The sequence below is a fragment of the Pseudarthrobacter oxydans genome (assembly GCF_034258515.1).
Taxonomy (GTDB): domain Bacteria; phylum Actinomycetota; class Actinomycetes; order Actinomycetales; family Micrococcaceae; genus Arthrobacter.
Map to the genome: position 1 here is coordinate 4,031,904 of NZ_CP139438.1, position 20,819 is coordinate 4,052,722.

A 20,819-nucleotide genomic window follows, 5' to 3' on the forward strand; every position below is an offset into this window, starting at 1 on the left:
CCTACAACGGGTAGACCGAAACCGCTGTCGCCTTCACCACGAAGTGCACCGGCAAGCCGGGAACCAGGCCGAGGTCCGCCGAGGCCGCGGGAGTGAGGTCCGCCGCGAGGCTTCCCGCCCTGACCCGGATGAAGTCGCCATGCGGTTCAAGATCGGTGACGGCCACCTCGAAGGAATTCCGCGGGCTTCCGTGGGCATCGGTGAGGAACACCGAAACGGACGACGGCGGGAACACGGCCACAGCTGCCTGTCCCGGGGGGATGGGGTCCTCGCTGTGTCCGGCTATGTGCCGGCCCCGGCTGGTCAGGATGCCGTCACCGGCGAGCGTCCCGGGAACAAAGTTGAGCCCTGCCAGCCCGGCCGCGAAGGCGCTCCGGGGCCGTTGCAGCACCTGCCGTGTGGGGCCCTCCTCTGCGATGCCCCCGTTTTCAAGGATCACCACCCGGTCCGCCAGCATCAGCGCGTCCAGGACATCGTGGGTGATGATGAGGGCCGGCCGGTCCGCGAGGACATGTTTGAGCAGCCGCCGCAGCAGCGGGGCCGAGTGGATGTCCAGCGCGGCCATCGGTTCATCGAGGAGGAGGAGGCCGGGATCCGCGGCGAGCGCCCGGGCCACGGCAACGCGCTGGGCCTGCCCGCCCGAAAGCTCCCCGGGACGGCGTGCCGCAAGGCCTTCAGCTTCCACCTGTGCCAGCCACTGCAACGCCCTGGCCCTGGCCACGGGCCTGGGCGCACCCGCGCTGCGTGGACCGAAGGCCACGTTGTCCGCGGCGTTGAGATGCGGGAAAAGCAGCGGTTCCTGCGCCAGCAGCGCCGTCCCCCGGCGGTGGGGCGGGGTCCACTGGTTCCGTCCGTCCCCCACATGGAACAGGGTCCGGCCGTTCAGCTCGGCCCGTCCGCTGTCCGGCCGCAGCAGCCCCGCAATGACGGAGAACAGCGTCGACTTGCCGGCACCGTTAGGTCCCATCACCGCCACGGTTTCAGCGGGCCCCACGGAGAAGGCGACGTCGAAACCGCGCTCCGCCACGGCTGCCTGGAACGAGAACGTCACGGAACATCCCCGCCCGCCGCGGGAGCCGGCGTCGTCCGCTCTCCGGACAACCGGAGGGCGGGCGTCCTGCCCGCCGGGCGCCGGTACGCAAGTGCCACCACTGCGACTGCCACGGCCACCAGCACCAGGGAAAGCGCGACGGCGGCGTCGGGGTCCGTCTCCCGCTGCAGGTAGATCTCCAGCGGCAGCGTCCGGGTAACCCCCTGGAGGCTGCCGGCGAACGTGAGGGTGGCACCGAATTCGCCCAGGCTCCTGGCGAAGGCAAGGACCGCGCCGGAGGCCAGGCCGGGCAGGACGAGCGGCAGCGTGACGCGGCGGAAAACGGTCCCGGGCGATGCACCGAGCGTCGCTGCCACCGCCTCGTACCTGTGTCCGCCGGTGCGCAGCGCGCCTTCCAGGCTGACCACCAGGAACGGCAGTGCCACGAAGGTCTGGGCCAGGACCACGGCCGTGGTGGAAAACGCGATCTGCAGCCCCAGCACCTCAATCGCGCCGCCCAGGAGGCCCTGCCGGCCGAAGGTGTACAGGAGGGCAATGCCGCCCACCACGGGCGGCAGGACCAGCGGGAGCAGCACCAGCGCGCGCAGGAGCCCCAGCAGCGGGAGCGCGCCGCGGGCAAGGACCACCGCCAGCGGCACGCCGAGCACGACGCACAGGGCAGTGCTGGCCGCCGAGGTCCGCAGGCTCAGGCCCAGCGCCGCAAGGGAGGACTCGGAGGTGACCAGCGGAACGAAGTTGGCCCAGTTGACGCGCGCCACGATGGCCGCCAGCGGCAGGACCACCACCGTGGCTGCCAGGACTGCCAGCGCGTACAGCCAGCGGGGGATGCCCGTATACGCCTGGCGCCCGCCTCCCCTTTGCCGCCGGTTGGCCTGCTGCTGGCCGGACGGCTGCCGGCTGGACTGCCTGCCGGTCACGTGCTGCCCGCTGCCGGCCCAAACCCGGCGGCTGCGAGGACTTCCCTGCCTTCGGGGCCTGCCACCAGCCCCAGGAACTTTGCGGCAGCGGTCTTGTTGCGGCTGCCGGCAAGCGTTGCGATGGGGTAGGTGTTCACCGCTGCGGCCGACTCGGGAAAGGGAACGCTGTCCACTTTGCCGCCGGCCGCCCGGACGTCGGTGACGTAGACGAGTCCGGCGTCAGCCTCTCCCGAGCTGACTTTGCCCAGGACATCGGCCACGGAGTTTTCCTCGCTGACCGGGCTGAGGTCCGTCCCCGTCTGCTGTTCGACGGCGGCCGCGGCGGCCCCGCAGGGCACCTGGCGGGCGCACATCACAAGCTTCGTTCCGCTCCTGGCCAGGTCGGCGAAGGATCCGATTCCTGCCGGGTTCCCTGCCGGGACGGCGATGGCCAGGGTATTGGTGGCAAAGTCCCGCGGTTGGCCGTCCACCAGGCCGGCGTCCTGCAGCCTGGCCATGTTGCTGGTGTCCGCCGAGGCGAACACGTCCGCGGGAGCGCCCTGGCTGATCTGGGTGGACAGGTCCGACGAACCGGCAAAGCTGAGGGTGACGCCGGTTCCGGGGTTCTCCTTTTCGAACCGTGCCGTGAGCTCGGTAAAACTGGCTTTAAGGGAAGCAGCGGCGAAAACGGTCAGTGTTTCCCGGCTGGTTCCCTGGGCGGCGTTGCCGCCGTCGCCGGCAGCACCGGTGCCGGCACAACCGGCGAGCAGGGCCGCCAGCAGGATTGCCGCCAGCAGGGCTCCGGCCCGCCGAACCGGCGTCACGCGGCTCCCTTTCCCTGCGGGGTTTCGATGATGACCGTGGTGGCCTTGACCACGGCGGTGGCCACGGAGCCGAGTTCCAGTCCCAGTTCCTTGACGGCCTCGCTGCTCATCAGGGACACCACGCGGAAGGGCCCGCACTGCAGCTCCACCTGGGCCATCACACTGTCCGCCTTGATGCCGGTGACGAGGCCCACGAAGCGGTTGCGGGCCGAACTGCCCGTGCGGTGCGGATCGGCCGGAAGCTGCGCCAGCTTCTGTGCGTGCCGCGCCAGTTCCAGGCCGTCCACGGCGAGCCGGCCCGCGTCGTCCTTCCGCGGCGTCAGGCTCCCGTTCTCGGTCCATCGCCGGACGGTATCGTCACTGACGCCCAGGAAACGGGCGGCCTCCGAAACGCGGATAGTAGGCATAGCGCCACTCTAATACGCATTTGCGGATTCGAGAGCCCGTGGGGGCCGCATTTCAGGATTTCGTCCTCCTGGAAGGAGCAACCGGCTCGCGCAGCTGCGCAGCACTAGACTTCCCCCATGGTCCTCTACATCGATCCGCCCCTCTGGCCTGCGCACGGAACGCACTTTTCGCACCTCATTTCCGACGAATCTTTGGCGGAACTGCACGCGTTTGCGGCTGCGGCGGGTGTCCCCGAACGGGCCTTTGACGGGGACCACTACGACGTTCCGGAGCGCCGCTTCGATGACCTCGTGGCGGCCGGCGCCGTTCCCGTGGAAGGACGGATCCTGGTCCGCAGGCTCATTGCCAGCGGCCTGCGCATTCCTGCCCGGCAACGGAACAAGTCGCTCAAGGTGCCGCTGCTGAACCGCTGGAACTCGATCATGCCCGGCCATGACGCCCTCTTCCTGGACCTCCTGGACCGGTGGAGCGAGGACCACCGCCACTATCACGGCTGCACGCACCTGCTGGCGGTACTCGAAGCCCTCGACCTTCTCACCGATCCCGACGACCCGCCGCGGACAGTCCTGCTGGCGGCCTGGTTCCACGACGCCGTCTACCGCGGCATAGCCGGCCAGGATGAGGAGGAGTCCGCGCGCCTCGCCGAGGAGCGCCTGCACGGCGCCGGCCTTCCGGAAGCGGAGGCGGCCGAGGTGGCACGGCTTGTCAGGCTGACATCCGACCACTGCCCGGAAGAGGGGGACCGCGACGGCGCCCTCCTGTGCGATGCCGACCTGTCCGTCCTGGGCGGGGACCCGGAGGAATACGCCAGGTACGTTGCTGCCGTCCGCAAGGATTACGCGCACATCGGCGACGCCGACTTCGCGGCCGGGCGCGCCGCCGTCGTGCGCCATCTGCTGGAACTGGAGCCGCTGTTCCACAGCGGCAGGGCAAGGGAGCTGTGGCTGGCTGCCGCGCACCGCAATTTGAAGGGCGAACTGGCGTGAACGCACCCACCTCGAATTCCCGCCACACGTTCACTGCAAGTGCCGCGCACCGGCAACTGCCCTACGCGGTCCGGGTGGAGTGGGGGCTCGACGGCGGGAGCACCGTAACGTCCGGCGCGGACCTTGCCGTGGTGGTTGACGTCCTCTCCTTCAGCACCTGCGTAAGCGTCGCCCTGGACCGGGGCGCCGCGGTCCTTCCTTTTCCCTGGAAGGACACCGGCGCGGAGGATTTCGCTGCCCGCCACCGAGCCCTGCTGGCCGGGCCCAGGGACGGGGGCGGGCTCAGCCTCTCCCCCGCAAGCCTTAGGGCTGCCGGTTCCCTGGAGCGGGTGGTCCTGCCGTCCCCCAACGGTTCCGCGCTCTGCCACGAACTGGCGCGCACAGTTCCGTTGCTGGCCACCGTGTGCCTCCGGAATGCCGCAGCCACCGCGGACTGGGTGGCGGCCAACCTCCCGGAAGATGCAGTGATCGCAGTGGTTGCGGCCGGCGAACGCTGGCCGGACGGCACCCTCCGGCCGGCCGTGGAGGACCAGATCGGGGCGGGGGCATTCATCGCGGGCCTGGTGGCTGCGGGCAAAGGCGGCTACGAGGCCGAAGACGGCAGGCACGGATACTCGCCGGAGGCTGTGGCTGCGATGGCCGTCTTTGAAGCCGCCGAGCCCCGGCTCCGGGAGATGCTGCGTGGCTGCTCGAGCGGCCGTGAGCTGACCGGGGCGGGCTACGGTGCCGACGTCGATATCGCCGCGGAACTGGACGACAGCGACGCCGTGGCCATCATGGCGGGCGGGGCGTTCAGCCCCCGCTGACGTTGCCTGTGTTCCGCGCCGTTCCGCCCCGGCGTCCTAGCGGTAGGAGGACACGAAGGGCTGGGTGGTGGGCACAATCTGCTTGCCCAGCGGCATCAGGGACACCGGGATGAGCTTCAGGTTTGCGATGGCCAGCGGGATGCCAATGATGGTCACTGCCATCGCAAAGGCCGTGACCACGTGTCCAATGGCGATCCAGATGCCTGCCACCAGCAGCCAGATGACGTTGCCCAGCAGCGAGAACACGCCCGCACCGCCGGGTTTGTCCACCACCGTCCGGCCGAAGGGCCAGAGCGTGTACGCAGCGATCCGGAACGACGCGATGCCCCAGGGAATGGTGATGACCAGCAGGCAGCAGATGACCCCCGCGAAGAAATAACCCAGCGCGAGCCAGAAACCGCCGAAAACCAGCCAGATGATGTTGAGCAGTGCCTTCATCCCTCCATTGTGCCCCGGGGGCCGGGGCAGCGGGATGGGGGCCTGCCCTGACCGGCCCCTGAATCCGCGGCTAGACCGAAGCAGCAGCTCCCTTGGCCGCCTGCACGAAGGCGCTGACCTTGGCCAGGTCCTTGACGCCGCGGGACGCCTCGACACCGGAGGAAACATCGACGCCCCAAGCGTGCGCCGCCGTGGCGGCCTGCGCAACATTGGCGGCGTCCAGCCCGCCTGCCAGCAGCCATTTACGTTCCTGCAGCACGGGGATTTCGGCCACGGACGCATAGTCCCAGGCCTCGCCGGAGCCGGGGACGGCGGCGTCGATCAGGAGCAGGTCTTCCCCCCAGTCCTCCAGCTCCTCGGCTGCGGCACCCATGGTGACGGCCCTGACCAGCTTCATGCCGGCGTCGTGCACCGTGGCCACGTCCCCGCGCGAGCGCCGGCCGTGCAGCTGGATCCACTCCAGCCCGGCGGCACGGGCGATGGCGAGGGCGTCGGCAACCGGCTCGTCACGGAACACGCCGATGGGCGTAACCCCGGCCGGCACTTCGGCCAGCAGCGCGGAGGCCTGGGAGGGCGAGACCACGCGGGGACTGGCCGTGAGGACGAAACCCACCGCGTCGGCCCCTGCCTCCGCGGCAGCGCGGATGGATTCCGGCGTGCTGAGGCCACACACTTTGACGAACATTCCCGGCTCCTTAGGCTGTTTTCGTGTTGTCCCCCCGCAGGAGAGTAGCAGGGATGGATGGGAGCTGCCGATACCGGCAGGCAGGCCAACTAGGCTGGGCTGATGGAGATCATCCGCTTCGCAGACCGCAAGCCCCAGCCCTGGCGCAACGGCGGCGGGGTCACGCGCCAGATCGCCGGCCATCCCGACGCCGCCTCCCTCCAGGATGCCGGGTGGGACTGGCGGGTCAGCATCGCCGAGGTCACCAAAGCCGGGGACTTCTCGCCGTTCCCTGGCATGGAGCGGGTACTGACGGTGGTCGAGGGCGAACTCCTGCTCCTGACCGTGGACGGCGCTGAGCATCCCCTGGAGAGGTACCGTCCGTTCCGTTTTCCCGGCGGGGCCGCCACCTCCTGCGCCCTTCCCACGGGAGATGTCAGGAACCTCAACGTCATTACCCGGGCCGGCAGCGTCAAGGGTTTCACGTCCATCATTGAGATTTCGAAGAAACGCGCCCACCCGCTGTTTGCCGGCCAGTTGGGGATCCTGCTGCAGGGCCAGGCCACAGCCTCGGACGCAAGCCATGAACCCGAGGCCCTGGGCCGCTACGACGCCGTGGTGGGCTCGGACAGCGCGTCCCCGGAGATCCTGGGCCGCGGCTTCCTTGCCGTCGTGTCCATCGACCAGGTCACTGGCTCAGACTGAACGAGCCGACCTGCACAACAGTGCTGCTCCGGCGGGCCTCCTCTGCGGCGAAAACGGCTGCATGGCTGACCAGGGACTCCTCCAGTCCAGACACCACCGCCGACCAGTCACCGGTGGCCAGCGCAGCCACCCAGGCCTGCACCAGGCCGCGGTCGCCGCCCTCGTGCTTTTCCCCCTGGACCCGCGGCGTGGCAGCGGGGACCGGGTGGACAGCGGTTGTCCCGGTCAGGAAATCGAAGACCGAGATGGCTTCGGCTTCCACGTCGATCTCCCCATGGCTGCCGAAGATCCGGGTGCGCCGCGGGCCGACGGCGGTGAAGGCCGTGGCCGTGAAGGCGGCAGTTGTGCCGTTTTCGTATTCAATGTTCACCACCTGGTGGTCCACAACGTCGTTGTCCGAAAAATAGACGCAGCGGCCATAGGGGCCGGTTGCCAGGGCGTGCAGCAGCGACTCTGGCGTGCCGCCCGGATCCACCACGTCCGCGAAGTATGCCCTCGCGGGGTCAGCCTTAGCCCCGTTCAAGGGGCGGCCCGCACCATAGATCTTCAGCGCGGAATAGGGGCAGCGGGGCTCGGCGGGGCAGTCGATGCAGCGGCGGGCCGCACCCTCCGGCGCCCCTTCGGGGCGGAAATGGGCCAGCGTTCCGAAGGACGACACCTTCAGTGGCCTGCTCCCGATGATGAAGGACAGCCAGTCGACGTCGTGCGTGCACTTGGCAAGGAGGAACGGGCTCGAGTCTTCCTCCCGGCGCCAGTTTCCGCGGACGTACGAATGCGCGAAATGCCAGAAGCCCACGGGCTCCAGGTGTTGGACGGAGATGATCCGGCCCACCGCCCCGCCCAACAGCAACTCCCTGAGGAGCGCTGTCAGCGGGGTGTAGCGCAACACGTGGCAGACAGTCGCGGTGGCGCCGCTTTCACGGCCCAGGCGTTCCAGTTCTGCGCAGCCGGCGGGGTCGACGGCGACGGGCTTCTCCAGGAGGATGGGGTAGCCGTGGGCTGCGGCCGCCGCGAACGGACCCCCGTGCTCCCGGTCAGGCGTGGCGATGATGATGCCGTCGGCCGGCAGGCGGTTCTTGAGCATTGCCTGCCAGTCCTCGAATACGCCTTCCGCCGGCACTTTCAATTCGGCCGCCAGGCGGTTGCGCAGCAGCGGGCGCGGCTCGGCCAGGCCCGCAATGACGGCCTGTCCCGTGGCAACGGCGAGCCGGGCATAGGCTGCGCCCCTCGCGCCTGCACCTGCGATGAGGAGCCGCACCGGGTGCCCTTGCGCCGGCACGGCGCCCACTGATCAACCGTTCCCGGGATCGGCAAGCCATTCCAGCGCCACGGCGGCTGTCCACGACTGGTCCATGCTGCCCAGCGGTTCGCCGGTGAAGGGTTCGTAGTACTCACCGAAGTGGCCCTCCATCAGCTGGGCGAGGGAGGCCTCCCGCAGCTGGCGGTAGCGCTTCTCGTCGCCGCGCCTCCGCAGGCAGTGGGCCAGGTACCAGTTCATCACGGGCCATACGGGTCCGCGCCAGTACTGGCGGGGCTTCAGCCCTTCGTAGGTGGTGGACGTGGAAGCCGGCAGCGGGAAGGCCAGGCGGGGGTCGCCCGTCCAGTCCGGCCCTTCGAAGACTTCCAGTTGCCGGTCGAGGAGGGCCTGGTCATTGGTGGAAATGAGGGGCGCGAATCCGGCCATGGTGGGAGGTCCGATCCACTCCCCGGTCAGCACGTCCCGGTCGCGGGCGAGTCCTGTCCTGCCATCCACCGTCGCGTCGACGCCGTCGCGGAATTCCCGGGCCCATTCCCGCAACCGGGGCGCCTCCTCCGGCAGTCCGAACTGTTCCGCCAGCACGGCCAGGTCCTCGTTGGCCGCGGCGTAGATCGCGGACATAAAAACGTCCTTGACCTGGAAGGCCATTACCCGGGGCAACTGCGCGTCGTCGAACCGCACGTCTGCCATCTGTTGCACCAGCCAAAGGTAGCGGCGGTACTCCTCGTCGCTGGGGCGCTGGCTGTGGTCCTTGACCTTCTGCGTGTCCGTGCGGACGAACGGCTCCATCTCCCCCGGGTTGACCCTGGAATACGGGCCGTCGAAGCGGGGGGAGTTGTCCATCCCGGACTCCCAGCCGTGGTAAATGGTCAGCAGGCCCGAGCCGTCCCCGCCGCGGGCGCTCCGCAGCCAGGCGTGCCAGTCGATCCATCCCGGCAGCGTCCGGCGGGTGAATTCATCGGCGAGCCTGGCATCCTCGCCGCCCGCCGCCGTCGCCCTTTCCACGATGCGGCGCAGCATGGTGGCATGCACCGGCGGCTGGCAGATGCCGCTGGACTGCACACCCTCCGGCGAGGCCCCGCGGGTCCCCCACCGCTCGACGTCGGGGAAGTAGCCGGGGACGTCCGAGAAGACGATGTGCGGGATCATCCCGCTCTTCCACTGGGCGGCCAGCAGGTAGTCGAGCTCCCGGAGGGCCCGTTCGACGCTCACGGTCGAAAGTCCGGCGGCGACGAACGCGGCGTCCCAGCTCCACATGTGCGGATACAGGTTCGGTGCAGCCGTCACCATGGTGCCGAGGTCGTTGGCTGCCAGGACGTCCCTGGCACGGCGCCCGAGCTCCTCGAGGTCCCTGATCGGATACGTGTCCGGGCTCATGCCGTGAGCCCGAGCTGGGTTTCCGTGTCGAAGAACCGGATAGTTGCCTGGTCGAACCTCAGGCCAACCTTCTCCCCCGGGGAAACCCGTACGGTGGAGGCAACCTGGACCTTGATGGTCTGTCCGCCCAGGTCCACGGTCAGCAGCGTTGCGTGGCCAAGCGGTTCCACCACTTCCACGGTGGCGCCAAGGGTCCCCGGGGCTCCCCGCTGCTCAATGTAGATGTTTTCCGCGCGGATCCCGACCATCACGGGAAGGCCGCCGGACCGGGCCGCAGAGCGGGCCAGGAATTCAGGCGCCTCGGTGCTTTGGCCGGCGACTTCCAGGGCGCCCTGCTGCGTCACGCGGCCCTCGAGGAAGTTCATTGGCGGCGAGCCGATGAATCCCCCGACGAAGCGGTCAGCCGGCTCCTCATAGACGGTGATGGGATGCCCTAGCTGGGCTATCTGCCCTTTCTTCATCACGGCCACCCGGTCTGAAAGGCTCATCGCTTCCACCTGGTCGTGGGTCACGTAGAGCGTGGTGGAACCCAACTGCTGGACGATCTTTTTCAGTTCCGCCCGGAAGTCGAGCCGCAGGAGGGCGTCCAGGTTGGACAGGGGCTCGTCCATGAGCAGCACGTCCGCGTCCATGACGATGGCCCTGGCGACGGCGACGCGCTGGCGCTGCCCGCCCGAGAGCTGGGCAGGGTAGCGGTCCAGGTAGGGGGTGAGCTGGAGCAGGTCGGCCGCCCAGGCGACCTTCTTCTCGAGTTCATCCCTGGGCACCTTCTTCATCACCAGGCCGAACCCGATGTTGGTGCGGACCTTGCGGTGCGGGAACACGGCGTAGGACTGGAACACCATGGAGAGGTTCCTGTCCTGCGGGGGCAGGTACGTTACATCCCGGCCGCCGATGGAGATGCTCCCCTCATCCGGGAAGTCCAGCCCCGCCACCATGCGCAGCAGGGTGGTCTTCCCGCAGCCGGAGGGCCCGAGAAGCACCATGAACTCACCCTCCGCAACCTCGAGGGACACGTTGTTCGTGGCCAGCTCGGTGCTGCCGGGGTAGGTCTTGTGGAGACCCTTGATGGAGATGTCAGCCATGGGACAGCCTCTCTGGAGAGCACTAGCGGATCGTGGAGCCCCACATGTTTGTGAGGTAGCGGCGCATGAAGAAGATGAAGATCAGTGCCGGAATCACCAGCAGGAAGCCGCCGGCGAACCGGTAGGCCAGCGGCGACTCGGCGAGGGAACTGAGGACCTGGGCCGGCAAGGTGCGCTGGTTCAGGGTGAGGATCGACGCGCCGAGGACTTCGTTCCAGGACATGACGAAGGTGAAGATGGACGCCGCCGCGATGCCGGGGATGGCCATGGGCATGACCACCTTGAGGAAGGCCTGCACGGGGCTGCAGCCGAAGATGCGGGCAGCTTCCTCGACGTCGCGCGGCACGCCCAGGAATACCGAGGACGTGATCAGGATGGTGGTGGGCAGCGCCAGTGCGGTGTGGAGCAGGACGACGGCGAGGGCGCTGTCGTACAGGCCCGTCTGGAGGAACAACTGGGCCAGCGGCACGGACAGCACCACGATGGGCAACGCACGGGTGAAGAGCAGGAAGAGCTGGTAGGGGTCCCGGCCGGGGAAGGCGAAACGTGCCACCGCGTACCCGGCGGGGACTCCGATGATCAGGGAGAGCAGGAGGGTGAAGATGCCCACCTGGACGGAGTTGATGAGCCCGGGCAGGATGCCCGTGGACTGCAGGAACGTCTGCATGGTCTCGAGGGAGAAGTTGTTCGGAATAAAGCTCAGGGGGAACGTCTGCAGAGCCGCCCTGCTGGAGGTGGCGGACAGCGCGATGAGGTAGATGGGGAGCGCCATGAAGAGCGTGATGACGATGCAGCCCACCTGGAGCAGTACCCGGTTCCTGCGCCGCCGTGCCAGCGGCCTGCGGTCCACTTCCGGCTGCGGCCGCGAGCCCGGAGCCGTTGTCTTGTTGGTGGTGGCGTGGCTCATCGGGCGGCCTCCGATTGGTCTCTCAGGAGCTTGAGGTAACCGACGGCGGTCACCATGGATACCGCCATGACCACCAGGGCCAGGGCCGAGGCCACGTTGGCGTCCTGCAGGCCGGTGTACCACCGGTAGGTTTCACCGACCACCAGCGGAAAGTTCTGGCCGGTGAGGGCAAGCGCCACGGCGAAGGTCTGGAACGCGAGGATGGTCCTCAGGATCAGGGCCGTCTGGAGGCTGGGACGCAGCAGCGGAAGGGTCACGTGCCAGAGCCGGTCCCAGAACCCCGCGCCGAAGACGCCGGCTGCCTCCTCGTAGTCCTTGGGGATGGACTGCAGCCCTGCCACCACGATCACGAACACGAGGGACGTGGCCCGCCAGACCTCGGCGATCAGCACGGCCATGAACATCGAGGCGTAGTTGTCGTAGGCGAGCCAGGAGACCGGTTCAAGGCCTACGGAAGCCAGCACGGAATTGAGGTATCCCCGGTCCGTGAAGACGGTCAACCACACCAGGCCGGCGGCAAGGTCGCTGACGGCCAGGGGTATGGCCCAGATGTAGAAGTACACCGACGAGCCCCGCGGGTTTGCCCGGATCAGCAGGGCCATGGAGAGCGCCAGGACGAACTGGATCGGAATCATCACCACGATAAGGAGCAGCGTGTTGCCCACGGAGGACCAGAAGTAGGGGTCCTGCGCCATCCGGCTGAAGTTCGCGGTCGTAAGGCCTTCGGGGCCGCCGAACGCCTGAAGGATGCCGCTGACCATCGGCCAGCCGAAGAGCAGCGTCATGAAGATGATGGACGGGGCAATCAGCAGCATTGCTGCCGACGTTCCGCTCCTGCGCGGCCGGCCCCGCGGCGCTGCAGGCCGGGGCTTGGCGGCCGCCGGAGCGTCGGGGGCTGCCATCAGGCGACCTTACATGGGGTCTGTTTGGGATCGGGCGCCCAGCAGGGGACGTTGAGGCTGTCCATGATCTTCGCGAGTTCCGCACCCTGCCGGTCCAGCGTCGCCTTCACGTCGGCGTTGTTCAGGCAGATTTCCTGGAAGCAGTTCTTGAAGAGCTGGGAAACCTGCGGGTCTTTTTCTCCCAGGCCGACCGGCGGCAGTGCGAGCAGCGCATCGGAGGCCTCCTGCTGGGCCTTGACTGCCTTTGCCTCAAGGGCCACGCCGCCGGGAAGGTCGCCACCGACGTCCGTCTTGACAACGGGGAAGAAGGAATTGGATTTCAGTGTTTCAATCTGCGCCTCGGGCTTGGACAGGGCCTTGATGAGTTCGAAGGCCTTGTCCTTCTCGGGTGAACCTTGGGGCACTGCCATGCCGCCGACGATCAGCAGGTAGCCCTTGCCCTTCGGACCGGACGGCGCCGGCACCATCAGCCACTCGTCGGGCTTGTCCTTGACCGCGGTGATAAGGCGGGCCACATGGTCCCAGGCCACCAGGACCTCGCCGTTGCCGAGCGGTTCCTGCATGAAGTCGTAATTCGCGGAGGCCGGGTTCATGTTGGCCCAAAGCTCCCGCATATAGGTCCAGGCCGTGACGGCATCCGGGTTGCGGAAGGTGGTGATTTGTCCGCCAGTGAAGCTGGGGAGGAGGAAACCCTGGTAGAAGCGGTGGTGGAGGCCCTTGGGCCCGGCCGGAAGGCCGAAGACCGGCCGGCCGTTCGCTGCCTTGGCGGCCTGCGCCCATGCCAGGTACTGATCGTAGGTGAGCTTGTTGACGTCGGCTCCCGACGGCAGCCACTCAAGCGCCTTCTTGTTGATCGCCAGCACATATGTCGCCTGGATCCACGGAATGTACCGGGGAACGTCCGTGCCCAGCTTGGACAGCTCCTTCAGGTCGTCTGAGTATCCTGCCGAGGACAGGTCCTTCATCAGGGAGCTCAGGTCCTCCAGCTGTGAGGCGAAGGGAACGAGGTCGCCGTGCAGGCCTCCTGCGATTCCCACCTCCACCTTCCCTGCGGCAAGCTGGGATTTCAGGGTGGTGTTGAAGATGCCGGTGTCAACGGGGTTGTAGGCCACCTTGATATCCCCGGCGAACTTCTTGAGCGTGGCTTCGTACTTCTGCCGCTCCTCCACCGGGGAGAACTGGGTGGAGAGGAAGTTGACCGAGCCAGCCCCTCCGCTTCCGCTGGTATTCACGCCGCAGGCCGCGAGGAGGGGGCCTGTGGCCAGGGCCAGCAGGCCTCCTTTCAACAAGGTCCGCCGGCTGACGTCGAAGTGAGCGAGATCGGACATGGGAGCCTCCTGCTTAAAGGGCAGATAGTATTTTTGTCTGATGATCGATCATAATTGTGTGATCCAGACCACGTCAACGCCCCGGCTGCAGGACAGCCTGGTCCACTTCAGAGGGAGCGAGCAGCATGACCCAGCAGAGGACGCTCGTCGGGGGCTCTGGCCAGCCTCCGGTGGGGCTGGCCACCAGCGCCGGCCATGTTCTCCAGCTGCTGCGCTCGAACGCGGCAGGTTACAGCCGCGCGGAACTCCTGGACATCACGGGCATGGCGCGGTCCACCCTCTATGAACGGCTCGACGCGCTTTTCGCCGCGGGCCTGGTTTACGAATCCACCCCAATCCATGCGCAGCGCGGCAGGCCGCCGCGCGCCCTTCGCTTCGATGACCGCAACAAGCTGGTCCTCGGCATCGAGATCGGCCACACCCATGCGGGGATCCACCTCCTGTCCCTGAGCCGCGAAATCGTGGGCTCCGCCCGGCTGCCCATCGACATCACGCGGTCCCAGGAGGACGTGGCCGGCCAGGTCATCAAGGAATCCCTCCGGCTGCTCGACGGGCGGCAGCCCGTGGGGGCGGGAGTGGGACTGCCCGCTCCCGTGGACCCGCTCCACCGGCTGGGGCTGGAGCGGACTGTCCTTGCCCACTGGGACCTCCTGCGCCTGCAGGAGGTGATGGAGTCAAGGCTGGACTGCCCGGTCCTGCTGGAAAATGACGCCCGCTCGATGGCCGTCGGGGAGGTCCGGGAGCCGTTGGAATCCCTCGTGGCTGTCAAAGTCAGCACCGGCGTCGGCTCCGGCATCATCGTCGGCGGCGCCCTGGTGCGTGGCGCCCACGGCGCCGCCGGGGACATCGGGCACGTCCGCGTTCCCGAGGCCGCGGGCCGGCGCTGCCGCTGCGGCAGGGACGGCTGCCTCGCCGCGGTGGCCTCGGGGCGGGCGCTGCTCGCCGATCCGAAGCTCTCCAGCTATGGGACGCTGCGGCAGCTTGTGGACGCCTGTGACAGCAATCCCGCCGTTCGCTCCGCCGTCGCGGAAGCCGGAAGGGTGCTGGGACGTGCGCTCGCCGCGACCGTGGGCACGCTGAACCCGGGGCGCATCGCCATTGGCGGGCTCGTCGGAGTGCTCCCGGACTTCCTGGGCGCCTGCCGCCGGCAGATCCTGGACGACGCCTTCGAACCCTCCTTGGTGGACCTGGAGATTGTGCCGGCGGACAGCAGGACCGCCACGGCCATTGGACTGTGCAGATTGGTGGAGGAGAGCCTCTACGCGCCGGAGCGTGTTGAACAGTTGCTGGTGCAGCGGGCCGGCTGAGAAGTGAAGCCTTCCCACACTGGCCACGCCCCTCGGCCGTCCCTAGACTCGGGCTATGACCACTTCAAACTTCAATGCCCTCCTGTCCACCCAGATCGGCAATGAGTTCACTGCCTCGCAGCAGTACATTGCCGTGGCCACCTGGTTCGCCAACCAGGACCTCCCCCAACTGGCCAGGTACTTCTACCGCCAGTCCGTGGAGGAGCGGAACCACGCCATGATGATGGTCCAGTACATGCTGGACCGGGACATCACCTTCACCATCCCCGGCGTTCCGGCCGTCCGCAACGACTTCGCCTCCGTCACCGAGCCGCTGGCCCTGGCCCTGCAGCAGGAGAAGGAAGTGACCAAGAACATCGAGGACCTGTTCCGGGCGGCCCGTGGCGAAAATGACGCTTTGGGCGAGCAGTTCATGCTCTGGTTCCTCAAGGAACAGGTGGAGGAAGTCTCCTCGATGACCACGCTCCTGAACATCGCCGAGCGCGCGGACAACCTGTTCGACATCGAGAACTTCATCGCCCGGGAGACCATCGGCGACGGCGGCCGCGATGCTTCCGCTCCCGAAGCGGCGGGCGGCGCGCTCTAACCCCCGCCCGGCCCAACTAGGTAGCGCTAAGTGTCGTTTTGGAGGGTCATAACGACACTTAGCGCTACCTAGTTGGGCTGGGGAGGCGGTGGTGAGGTTCGGCACCACCGGTGGCCCGCCGCCGTCGTGCGTTGCTACGCTGGAAACCAAGGCTCTGCACCCGAGCCTCCGGACGACGGTTCAGTACCCGGCACACGACAAGACTGGCCAAAGGATCCCCCATGTCGTGGCTGATACTCATTCTTTCCGGCGCCCTTGAAGCCGTCTGGGCGGCAGCCTTGCACCGCGCCTTCCAGGCTTCCGGACGCCGCCGCATCGCTCCGGCCGCACTCTTCCTGGTGTCCGCCGCGGCAAGCACCGGCGGCCTGGCCCTGGCCATGCAGTCCATTCCCACCGGCACGGCCTACGCCGTGTGGGTCGGCGTGGGCGTGGTGCTGACCTCCGCCTACGCGATTGCCACCAGGGTGGAGCGCCCGACGGCGGCACGCCTCCTCCTGCTGTCCGGCATCGCCGTGTGCGTGGCGGGCTTGAAGGTGGTGGCGTGATGCTGCAGCGCAGGGTTCCCTGGGTGGTCCTGCTGGCCTCGGCGGCCCTGGAAGCCGTGTGGGCCACGGCCCTTGGCCTGTCCTACGGCTTCAGCAAGCCGCTCCCCACCATAGTTTTCGCCGTTACGGCAACGTTCAGCATGCTGGGACTGGGCTGGGCCATCCGGCACATCCCCCTGGGCACCGCCTACGCCGTGTGGGTGGGGGTTGGCGCCGCCCTGACCGTCGGCTGGGCAATGGCCACCGGCGCGGAAGCCTTCAGCGTGCTCAAAGTGGTCTTTATTGCGGGGATCGTTGGCTGCGTTGCCGGCCTGAAGGCTCTGCCGCAGGACCGGTAGAACCGCGCAGCACCAGGTCGGATGCCAGGACCACCGGCGAGTGCGTGGACTGTTCACCGGCAAGCTCGGCAGCGAGGGCATGGACCGCAGCGTGGGCAATCGCGGCGGCAGGCTGCCGGAGCGTTGTCAGCGGCGGATCGGTGAGGGCCATCAACGTCGAGTCGTCGAAACCGACGATGGATACGTCTTCGGGCACGCGCAGGCCCCTTGCCCGGGCGGCACGGATGGCTCCAAGGGCCATGACATCGGAAGCACACACAATCGCCGTATGGCCAGAGTCGAGGAGTTCGTTGGCCGCGCTCTGGCCGCCTTCCACGGTGAACATGCTCGTGGCCGTGTGGGCCTCGGGGTTGTCCACGCCCAGGAATTCGGCGAGCGCCGAGCGGAAGCCGGCGAGTTTCTGCCGGCTGGGGATGAAGCGGTGGGGACCAATGGCCAATCCCACTTTGCGGTGTCCAAGGCTGGCAAGGTGCTGGACAGCGGTGCTGATCGCGGCTGCATCGTCATTGGACACCGAAGCCGCTCCGAGTTCCGGACGGGGGCCGTTGACCAGCACGAAGGGGATTCCCCGGCCGCGAAGGCGGTGGTAGCGCTCGAGGCTCGCCTGCCCGTCGGCGTGGGCACTGCAGATGAAGATGATGCCGGCGGCACCCTGCGCCACGAGCATCTCGATGTATTCGTCCTCGGAACGCCCTCCGCCGGGCAGGGCGCAAATGACGGGAAGGAAGTCCTCCTGGGAGAGCAGGGAGACCACGGCCTGGGCTATGGCGGGAAAGATCGGGTTGGCCAGGTCCGGGACGATGATGCCCACCTGGCCCTTTACGTCACTGCGGGCCCGGTCGGGACGTTCATAGCCGAGGTCGTCCATGGCGGCCAGGACCGCCTGCCGGACTTCCCGTGAAACGCCCTTGCGCCCGTTGACCACCCGGGACACCGTGGCGATGCTGACGCCGACCTTCCGCGCCAGGTCTTCCAATTTTGGACGTTCGGTTGCGGCGGGTGCCGCCCCGCCCCCGGTCATGCTCATGTGGCTCCTTCACCGGAACAGGAGTCCGGACGTCATGGTGCTTTCAAGTGTACGGACAATTGGCTGCCCGGATCATGAAAACAAGACGTGAAATTTTCAGCAAAAACATTGACGCTATGTGAAAGGAAACTTAGGCTCGTGGATACCCCCGCTCCTCACCGCTGACGGCCGGGGCGTCTTCAAGGAAGGTCTTCCATGACTCATCACTCCACAAAATCCGGGCCGCCCGCTGCCCTCAACAGGAAACTCACCGCAGCCCTGGCCGCGGCCTGTGCCACGCCTCTGGCCCTGGGGAGCTTCGCCCTCCCGGCATCCGCGGACCACACGGCCGCACCCCAGGCGGTGGCACTCGTTGGCTCGCTGCAATCGGAAATCGGCTGCCCCGGGGACTGGCAGCCGGACTGCGCGGCCAGCCGGCTCCAGCCCGTTGAGGGCTCGGCAACGCTCTACCGCGCCACCTTCGATATCCCCGCCGGCACCTACGGCATGAAGGTTGCCCTCAACAATTCGTGGGACGAAAACTACGGTGCAGGCGGAGCAGCCGGCGGCGGCGACCTTGTCCTCAACGCCCCCGGCGGCCCTGTCACCTTCACCTACGACCACGCCAGCCACACCCTCAGCGACGACGTCCCCGAGGCACTCGGCGCCGAAGCCGGCGCGCACTGGCTGTCAGCGGACACCATCGCCTGGCAGGCCCCCGCAGCCGAGGGGACAACCTACCGCCTCTACAGCGCGCCCGACGGCGGCCTGGCGGTGGCGGACGGGCAGGTCACCGGCGGCAGCTACACAGCACTGGAAAAAACGGCCGGCGCACTGGAGGCAGGGCTGGCGGCCAGGTACCCCCACTTGGCCGGCTTTGCCTCGCTGCGGATGGCGGAAGGTGACGCGGCCCGCGCCGGCGAACTGCTCAAGGGCCAGCTGCTCGTCGCTGCCGTCGGTGCCGACGGGAAGGTCACGGCAGCCACCGGAGTCCAGGTTCCCGGCATTCTGGACACCCTGTACCGCGGCGCGGCGGAACGGGAACTCGGGCTGGCGTGGAAGGGCAACCGCCCGGAGCTGTCACTGTGGGCGCCGACTGCCCGCAGCGTCACCGTCCACACCTACGCCTCGGGCTCCGGCGGCGGGCCCGTCTCCAGCCGCCCCATGGAACCGTCCCGGGACGGTGTCTGGTCCGTGACCGGAGACAAGGACTGGAAGGGCGCCTACTACCTGTACGAGGTGGAGGTCTTTGTACCGGAAACCGGCAAGGTTGAGCGGAACCTGGTTACCGATCCCTACAGCGTGGGCCTCTCAGCCAACTCTGAGCGCAGCCTCTTTGTTGACGTGGAGGACAGGTCCCTTGCCCCTGACGGCTGGAAGAAGCTGCAGAAGCCGGCACTCAACAAGCCGGAGGACCTGTCCCTCTACGAGCTGCACGTACGCGACTTCTCGATCACGGATTCCTCCGTCCCGGAAACACACCGCGGAACGTACAAGGCCTTCGCAGACCCGGACAGCGACGGCATGCGGCGCATCCGGGAGCTGACCGCTGCCGGCATGAACGCCGTCCACCTGTTGCCCGTCAACGACATCGGCACCATCGAAGAGCGGCGCGGCGAACAGCTCGAACCAGGATGCGACCTCGCGGCCCTCCCCGCGGATTCGGAGGAACAGCAGGCATGCATCGCGGAAACGGCGGCCAGGGACGGGTTCAACTGGGGCTACGATCCCCTGCACTACACAACCCCTGAAGGCTCCTACGCCACCAGCCCGGACGGAACCGCCCGGATCACCGAGTTCCGCGAAATGGTGGCCGGCCTCAACGCTGCCGGTGCGCGCGTCATCCAGGATGTGGTCTACAACCACACCTCGAGCGCCGGCCAGTCCGGCTCCAACAACCTGGACCGGATTATCCCCGGCTACTACCACCGCCTGAACGCCGCCACCGGATCCCTTGAGACCTCCACCTGCTGCGCCAACACGGCCACCGAAAACACGATGATGGGCAAGCTCATGATCGATTCCCTGGTAACGCTTGCCAAAACCTACAAACTGGACGGCTTCCGCTTTGACCTCATGGGCCACCATTCGAAGCAGAACATGCTGGACGTCCGGGCAGCGCTGGATGAGCTGACCCTCGCCAAGGACGGCGTGGACGGCAAGAACATCACCCTCTACGGCGAAGGCTGGAACTTCGGCGAGGTGGCCAACAATGCCAGGTTCGTCCAGGCCACCCAGGAGAACATGGCCGGAACGGGCATCGGCACCTTCAACGACCGGCTGCGTGACGCCGTCCGCGGCGGCGGTCCCTTTGATCCCGACCCCCGGGTCCAGGGCTTCGCGTCCGGCCTGTTCACCGACCCCAACAGCTCCCCGGCCAACGGCACGCCGGAGCAGCAGAAGGCAACGCTCCTCCTTGCCCAGGACCTGATCAAGGTGGGACTGACCGGCAACCTGAAGGACTACTCCTTCGTTGACCGCACCGGAGCCACCGTCAAGGGCTCCGATGTGCCCTACAACGGGGCACCGGCGGGCTACACCAGCGATCCGCAGGAGGCGGTCACCTATGTGGAGGCGCACGACAACGAGACACTGTTCGATGCCCTCGCCCTGAAGCTGCCGCAGGACACTCCCATGGCGGAACGGACACGGATGCAGACCCTTGCACTCAGCACCACGGCGTTCAGCCAGGGGATCTCCTTCTGGCACGCGGGCGGGGAATCCCTCCGCAGCAAGTCCCTGGACCGCAACAGCTACGACTCGGGTGACTGGTTCAACATCCTTGACCACACGGACGGCACCAACGGCTTCGGCCGCGGACTCCCGCCCAAGGCCGACAACGAGGACAAGTACCAGTACCTGCGCCCGCTGCTGGCGGACCCCGCACTGAAGCCAGCACCCGCCGCGATCGCTGAAGCGCGCGGCCGGGCGGCTGAGCTGCTGCAGATCCGCAAGAGCACGCCCCTGTTCCACCTGGGTGATGCCGGCCTGGTGCAGCAGAAGGTCTCCTTCCCTGCCGCAGGGCCGGACCAGGCTCCAGGCGTCGTGGTCATGCACATCAACGATTCAGTGGGTCCGGACGTGGACAAGGACCTGAGCGGGCTGGTGGTGGTGTTCAACGCCGCCGATGAGGCTGTGACCCAGGCAGTTGCCGGAACAACCGGTACCGCCTACAGCCTGCACCCGGTCCAGGCATCGGGCATCGATCCGGTGGTCAGGACGGCCACCCACAATCCGGCCACCGGGACCTTCACCGTCCCGGCCCGCACCGTAGCGGTGTTCCAGGCCGGCTAGCCCGCCCCAAGCAAGCCCGGCTGAAGAGCCCGCTGCTGAGCCTCCCCGCCTTCAAGGACGGACGACGGCGTGTCCCGGCGAAACGCCGTCGAACGTTGCCGTCCCGAA

General features: G+C 67.7%; 21 protein-coding genes and 1 riboswitch. Of the genes, 8 read left to right on the forward strand and 13 right to left on the reverse strand.

The genetic code is table 11. The features are described from left to right. Position 1: 1 nt before the first annotated feature. The 4 genes from SMD14_RS18375 to SMD14_RS18390 all read right to left on the reverse strand — a co-directional run bounded on the left by SMD14_RS18375 (position 2) and on the right by SMD14_RS18390 (position 3,178). The gene (locus SMD14_RS18375; RefSeq protein ID WP_321214605.1) at positions 2-1,051 is read right to left on the reverse strand and encodes an ABC transporter ATP-binding protein; all 1,050 of its coding nucleotides are present in this window, start codon (positions 1,049-1,051) and stop codon (positions 2-4) included. Continuing rightward, the gene (locus SMD14_RS18380) at positions 1,048-1,878 is read right to left on the reverse strand and encodes an ABC transporter permease (RefSeq protein WP_321216305.1); all 831 of its coding nucleotides are present in this window, start codon (positions 1,876-1,878) and stop codon (positions 1,048-1,050) included. Before SMD14_RS18380 ends, SMD14_RS18375 begins: the two co-directional genes overlap by 4 nt. An 86-nt stretch (positions 1,879-1,964) precedes the next feature. After that, on the reverse strand, positions 1,965-2,771 hold the full coding sequence (gene modA / locus SMD14_RS18385; RefSeq protein ID WP_321214606.1) for a molybdate ABC transporter substrate-binding protein: 807 nt from the start codon (positions 2,769-2,771) through the stop codon (positions 1,965-1,967). Continuing rightward, the gene (locus SMD14_RS18390) at positions 2,768-3,178 is read right to left on the reverse strand and encodes a molybdopterin-binding protein (RefSeq protein WP_157240636.1); all 411 of its coding nucleotides are present in this window, start codon (positions 3,176-3,178) and stop codon (positions 2,768-2,770) included. The genes modA and SMD14_RS18390 overlap by 4 nt, the downstream gene beginning before the upstream one ends. 117 nt (positions 3,179-3,295) lie before the next feature. Between SMD14_RS18390 and SMD14_RS18395 the strand changes: the two genes are divergently transcribed. Together SMD14_RS18395 and SMD14_RS18400 are read left to right on the forward strand one after the other, a co-directional pair. After that, entirely contained in the window at positions 3,296-4,165 is an 870-nt protein-coding gene (locus SMD14_RS18395) for a DUF4031 domain-containing protein (RefSeq protein ID WP_321214607.1), read from the forward strand. Continuing rightward, positions 4,162-4,971, forward strand: a complete 810-nt coding sequence (locus SMD14_RS18400; protein ID WP_321214608.1) for a 2-phosphosulfolactate phosphatase — start codon at positions 4,162-4,164, stop codon at positions 4,969-4,971. Before SMD14_RS18395 ends, SMD14_RS18400 begins: the two co-directional genes overlap by 4 nt. A 36-nt stretch (positions 4,972-5,007) precedes the next feature. Here the strand turns inward: SMD14_RS18400 and SMD14_RS18405 are convergent, their stop codons facing one another. Next, complete coding sequence (locus SMD14_RS18405; RefSeq protein WP_157240631.1) at positions 5,008-5,409, reverse strand: YccF domain-containing protein; 402 nt, start codon at positions 5,407-5,409, stop codon at positions 5,008-5,010. Between the two features lie 70 nt (positions 5,410-5,479). Beyond that, positions 5,480-6,094: a phosphoribosylanthranilate isomerase gene (locus SMD14_RS18410; RefSeq protein ID WP_157240623.1), complete on the reverse strand. Its 615-nt coding sequence runs from the start codon at positions 6,092-6,094 to the stop codon at positions 5,480-5,482. A gap of 102 nt (positions 6,095-6,196) precedes the next feature. Here SMD14_RS18410 and SMD14_RS18415 point away from each other — a divergent pair, with 102 nt between their 5' ends. After that, entirely contained in the window at positions 6,197-6,778 is a 582-nt protein-coding gene (locus tag SMD14_RS18415) for a HutD family protein (RefSeq protein ID WP_157240622.1), read from the forward strand. Here SMD14_RS18415 and SMD14_RS18420 read toward each other — a convergent pair. From SMD14_RS18420 to SMD14_RS18445, 6 genes are read right to left on the reverse strand one after another with little or no spacing between them, the layout of a single operon-like run. After that, complete coding sequence (locus SMD14_RS18420) at positions 6,762-8,066, reverse strand: Gfo/Idh/MocA family oxidoreductase (protein ID WP_321214609.1); 1,305 nt, start codon at positions 8,064-8,066, stop codon at positions 6,762-6,764. The genes SMD14_RS18415 and SMD14_RS18420 overlap by 17 nt on opposite strands. 3 nt (positions 8,067-8,069) lie before the next feature. After that, complete coding sequence (locus SMD14_RS18425; RefSeq protein ID WP_321214610.1) at positions 8,070-9,413, reverse strand: MGH1-like glycoside hydrolase domain-containing protein; 1,344 nt, start codon at positions 9,411-9,413, stop codon at positions 8,070-8,072. Beyond that, positions 9,410-10,498, reverse strand: coding sequence for an ABC transporter ATP-binding protein (locus tag SMD14_RS18430; protein WP_157240620.1), 1,089 nt, complete (start codon positions 10,496-10,498; stop codon positions 9,410-9,412). The genes SMD14_RS18425 and SMD14_RS18430 overlap by 4 nt, the downstream gene beginning before the upstream one ends. 22 nt (positions 10,499-10,520) lie before the next feature. Continuing rightward, positions 10,521-11,405, reverse strand: a complete 885-nt coding sequence (locus SMD14_RS18435; protein ID WP_321214611.1) for a carbohydrate ABC transporter permease — start codon at positions 11,403-11,405, stop codon at positions 10,521-10,523. Then, positions 11,402-12,307, reverse strand: coding sequence for a carbohydrate ABC transporter permease (locus SMD14_RS18440; protein WP_197432452.1), 906 nt, complete (start codon positions 12,305-12,307; stop codon positions 11,402-11,404). Before SMD14_RS18440 ends, SMD14_RS18435 begins: the two co-directional genes overlap by 4 nt. Next, positions 12,307-13,635, reverse strand: a complete 1,329-nt coding sequence (locus SMD14_RS18445; protein ID WP_321214612.1) for an ABC transporter substrate-binding protein — start codon at positions 13,633-13,635, stop codon at positions 12,307-12,309. The genes SMD14_RS18440 and SMD14_RS18445 overlap by 1 nt, the downstream gene beginning before the upstream one ends. A gap of 125 nt (positions 13,636-13,760) precedes the next feature. On the opposite strand from SMD14_RS18445, the gene SMD14_RS18450 reads away from it, so the two are divergent. From SMD14_RS18450 to SMD14_RS18465, 4 genes are all read left to right on the forward strand, one after another. Continuing rightward, positions 13,761-14,942: an ROK family protein gene (locus tag SMD14_RS18450; protein WP_321214613.1), complete on the forward strand. Its 1,182-nt coding sequence runs from the start codon at positions 13,761-13,763 to the stop codon at positions 14,940-14,942. Positions 14,943-14,997: 55 nt separating this feature from the next. Further along, positions 14,998-15,528 (forward strand): ferritin, encoded by a 531-nt coding sequence (locus SMD14_RS18455; protein WP_157240616.1) that lies wholly within the window; start codon positions 14,998-15,000, stop codon positions 15,526-15,528. Between the two features lie 146 nt (positions 15,529-15,674). Continuing rightward, positions 15,675-15,740, forward strand: a riboswitch (guanidine-III (ykkC-III) riboswitch). Between the two features lie 9 nt (positions 15,741-15,749). Next, complete coding sequence (locus SMD14_RS18460; protein ID WP_321214614.1) at positions 15,750-16,073, forward strand: SMR family transporter; 324 nt, start codon at positions 15,750-15,752, stop codon at positions 16,071-16,073. Further along, the gene (locus tag SMD14_RS18465) at positions 16,073-16,411 is read left to right on the forward strand and encodes a multidrug efflux SMR transporter (RefSeq protein WP_157242884.1); all 339 of its coding nucleotides are present in this window, start codon (positions 16,073-16,075) and stop codon (positions 16,409-16,411) included. The genes SMD14_RS18460 and SMD14_RS18465 overlap by 1 nt, the downstream gene beginning before the upstream one ends. Here the strand turns inward: SMD14_RS18465 and SMD14_RS18470 are convergent. Beyond that, positions 16,353-17,438, reverse strand: a complete 1,086-nt coding sequence (locus SMD14_RS18470; RefSeq protein WP_321214615.1) for a LacI family DNA-binding transcriptional regulator — start codon at positions 17,436-17,438, stop codon at positions 16,353-16,355. The genes SMD14_RS18465 and SMD14_RS18470 overlap by 59 nt on opposite strands. Before the next feature lie 195 nt (positions 17,439-17,633). Here SMD14_RS18470 and pulA point away from each other — a divergent pair, with 195 nt between their 5' ends. After that, positions 17,634-20,711 (forward strand): pullulanase-type alpha-1,6-glucosidase, encoded by a 3,078-nt coding sequence (pulA, locus tag SMD14_RS18475; protein ID WP_321214616.1) that lies wholly within the window; start codon positions 17,634-17,636, stop codon positions 20,709-20,711. Positions 20,712-20,819: the final 108 nt, after the last annotated feature.

Bases quoted from the DNA above. Each gene is read 5' to 3' on its own strand.
- SMD14_RS18390 (WP_157240636.1), bottom strand. From the start codon at position 3,178: ATGCCTACTATCCGCGTTTCGGAGGCCGCCCGTTTCCTGGGCGTCAGT.
- SMD14_RS18395 (WP_321214607.1), top strand. From the start codon at position 3,296: ATGGTCCTCTACATCGATCCGCCCCTCTGGCCTGCGCACGGAACGCAC.
- SMD14_RS18405 (WP_157240631.1), bottom strand. From the start codon at position 5,409: ATGAAGGCACTGCTCAACATCATCTGGCTGGTTTTCGGCGGTTTCTGG.
- SMD14_RS18410 (WP_157240623.1), bottom strand. From the start codon at position 6,094: ATGTTCGTCAAAGTGTGTGGCCTCAGCACGCCGGAATCCATCCGCGCT.
- SMD14_RS18415 (WP_157240622.1), top strand. From the start codon at position 6,197: ATGGAGATCATCCGCTTCGCAGACCGCAAGCCCCAGCCCTGGCGCAAC.
- SMD14_RS18425 (WP_321214610.1), bottom strand. From the start codon at position 9,413: ATGAGCCCGGACACGTATCCGATCAGGGACCTCGAGGAGCTCGGGCGC.
- SMD14_RS18430 (WP_157240620.1), bottom strand. From the start codon at position 10,498: ATGGCTGACATCTCCATCAAGGGTCTCCACAAGACCTACCCCGGCAGC.
- SMD14_RS18435 (WP_321214611.1), bottom strand. From the start codon at position 11,405: ATGAGCCACGCCACCACCAACAAGACAACGGCTCCGGGCTCGCGGCCG.
- SMD14_RS18440 (WP_197432452.1), bottom strand. From the start codon at position 12,307: ATGGCAGCCCCCGACGCTCCGGCGGCCGCCAAGCCCCGGCCTGCAGCG.
- SMD14_RS18445 (WP_321214612.1), bottom strand. From the start codon at position 13,635: ATGTCCGATCTCGCTCACTTCGACGTCAGCCGGCGGACCTTGTTGAAA.
- SMD14_RS18450 (WP_321214613.1), top strand. From the start codon at position 13,761: ATGACCCAGCAGAGGACGCTCGTCGGGGGCTCTGGCCAGCCTCCGGTG.
- SMD14_RS18455 (WP_157240616.1), top strand. From the start codon at position 14,998: ATGACCACTTCAAACTTCAATGCCCTCCTGTCCACCCAGATCGGCAAT.
- SMD14_RS18460 (WP_321214614.1), top strand. From the start codon at position 15,750: ATGTCGTGGCTGATACTCATTCTTTCCGGCGCCCTTGAAGCCGTCTGG.
- SMD14_RS18465 (WP_157242884.1), top strand. From the start codon at position 16,073: ATGCTGCAGCGCAGGGTTCCCTGGGTGGTCCTGCTGGCCTCGGCGGCC.
- SMD14_RS18470 (WP_321214615.1), bottom strand. From the start codon at position 17,438: ATGAGCATGACCGGGGGCGGGGCGGCACCCGCCGCAACCGAACGTCCA.
- pulA (WP_321214616.1), top strand. From the start codon at position 17,634: ATGACTCATCACTCCACAAAATCCGGGCCGCCCGCTGCCCTCAACAGG.